The 2,473-nt window shown below is 48.0% G+C and carries 1 protein-coding gene and 1 pseudogene; one reads left to right on the top strand and one right to left on the bottom strand.

The window, feature by feature from the left end; all coding sequences use genetic code 11:
• A pseudogene (locus ACWA6V_RS20575) lies at positions 1 to 1,709 on the bottom strand (PD-(D/E)XK nuclease family protein); the annotation flags it as partial.
• Positions 1,710 to 1,737: 28 nt separating this feature from the next.
• Between ACWA6V_RS20575 and ACWA6V_RS20570 the strand changes: the two are divergent.
• The coding region (locus ACWA6V_RS20570; protein ID WP_449524237.1) for a hypothetical protein at positions 1,738 to 2,473 on the top strand (736 nt) is incomplete at its 3' end.

The raw sequence follows: 2,473 nt of genomic DNA, 5'->3' as shown, positions 1-2,473 counted from the left end.
GGGCTGAGTTCGCTGTCGTCATCGCTGTGCGCTGAACTGAATACAACTACAGGCGCGCATTGGCGATAGTGTTCCGTGAGTGCGCGTGCAAATTGCAATTCCCGTTCTGCACTTGCGTGCGGCATTTTTTGCGCGCGCTGCAAACTGGTTGGCAATAGTGGATTGGGAGCAGGCACTGGCGGCCATTGGCGATGGTGCAAGCCCATCACCCAGCAGTGGCTGAATTGCAAACCGGCGCCTTCAAGTGCGCCGAGGATTTGTATGGGTGAATTGGGGGTCTGTGCTTGGAAGGGTGTTTTTCCGGCAATGCTGCGCAGTTGTTGTATCGCACCGGGATAATTAAATTGAATGCCGGTGCCGTCCAGTTGCAAAAAGTTTTCCAGCACCTGGTTCCATAAAGTGAGTTGCTGGTATTCCTGGCTATCCAATCGCCGTGTGCCCGGCCAGCCAAGTAATTGCAAATGCTGTTGGAAAAAATCACACCAATGTTGTGCGCTGTGATTACCAAAACTCTGGCGGCGATAATTTTCCAGTTGCACTAAACGTGTAATCAGGTTGGTATCGCTTTCGGCAATGGCTAATTTGCTGGTGAGTTTTTGGCAGTGGTAGCGCAGGTCACTCAAGCTAATCGTAAATTTTCCGAGTTTGCGCAGGGTTTGGATTAAATGTGTGCGCAAGACTAATTCGCTATCGGCATCGCCAAAAAAAGGTGAAAGCAATAAATTGCAAATCGCCTCCAAATCCCATGAGGATTTTTGCAGCTCCAATAAATCCAGCGTAGCCGTAATAATGGGCGTGGCGCCCAGTGGTGTACCGGCAGAAAAGTTAAATGGTAATGTGTATCGCGGACGATCCGGCAGGGAGGCGAGAGGTTCAAATACCTCGACAAAAATACGCTCGACTTGATCGCGGCATTGGCCGAGGTTCGGCACGATAATCCCAATCATTGCCGCCGGATTTTGCTCCAGCTGAATTTTGCTCCAGAGCGCCGCTGCGCGGATTTCTGCTTCGCTGTTTTGTGTCTCGGTACGAATTAGTTGAATCTGTTGGTTATCCAGTTTGATATTGCGCAATTCGTGACAGGCGCTATTAATTAAATCCTGGTGTTGGGGTGGAATATCATCAAAACCGGTGAGATGGATGATGGCTTCTTGATTGAGCTGCAAATTCTTAAATGCATCGATCAAAATTTGATTTGCACTTTCTTGTGTAATAAATCCCAGCTGCGCCAAACGCGCGCGAAATTCACCCAGCCAGGTAAGCCAGCAGTAAGTATTGCTCTGGTTGTTCAACAGCGGCTCGGCAGCACTGACTTGCTCTTCAGTGAGTTGCCAAAGTTCCAGATTGCGCAGCGCGCTATCGGCGGCTTGAGCTAAAGGCTCCGGTTGCAAGAGTGCGGCGGCGAGGGAGGATTCGCCGATAATTTTTTCCCAGAGGGTTTGGCGCTGCAAGTTATTGATAATCCGCTGTGCGGCAGGTGCATAAGCGCGGCGCTGCAATACAGCCCAATTCATTTCAATCCATTGGCTCAATGAATAGATACGCGGGCTGTGCCAGACGTTGGTTGCTTCTGTCTGCCGCTGGCCATAAGAGCGCAACATATGGTTGCGTAGGCGACTGTTGGCGGTGATGACCAATTCACCGCTAGCGATAGCGGTGAGGTAGGGGGGTATATCGAAATAGGTATCAACCATGGTGATCAGATGCATCTCATCTTTGAAGAAATTGATAAGTATTATGACCGGTATTGTTGGGCGCTGGCGAGTGCCTATAAACTCTGTCTATAATCCAACCACCTCTACAGATTTAAGAATAATCATCATGATGGAACTGATTCGACGAGGTTTTTTGGTTGCTTGTTGTATTTTTGCTTCGCATACCGTGTTTGCGGGTGTGCATGTATTGGGTTTGAACGACTTGCTGCTGCCTTTCCCTGTAAGCAAGGGCGATCAATTAGTAGTGCCTCTAACGATTCCTCCCCATCAATTTAAGGTGATTTGGCTAACTGAGGAATTTGCCTCTACCAAAGTGTTTTTAGAAGACCCGCGTGGACCTATCCTTCAGAATATTAAGGTGCGTGACTTTTATTTGCGCCGTCGTGTATTGCTCACGCATGAAACGTGTAATCCCTGCCAGTTGCGTATTTCGGTTTGGACCGAGCACCCAAAGCTTGCCCGGGTTCAGGCTCGTATAGAAACATTTTCAGTGGTGGATAATAAGCTTCGATTTATCGCAGAGCAGCAGTTGCAGCGCATCCAGCAGAACATCGATACCGAACAACGGTATTTTTTACCTGATTTGGTACCTCTTATCGATGAGTTGTCTGATACTTGGCGGCTATTGGGAGACAAAAAAGAACTGATTAATAGCCACTATTTACAAGGCGCGTATACAGAAGGAAAAAACAATAATCCATTACAAGTATTCTTGAGTGATTACACAAAGGCTCAGCTTTTAGAACTGCTAGGTAATT

The organism is Cellvibrio sp., assembly GCF_053579595.1.
This window is presented reverse-complemented; position numbering and strand designations above follow the sequence as displayed.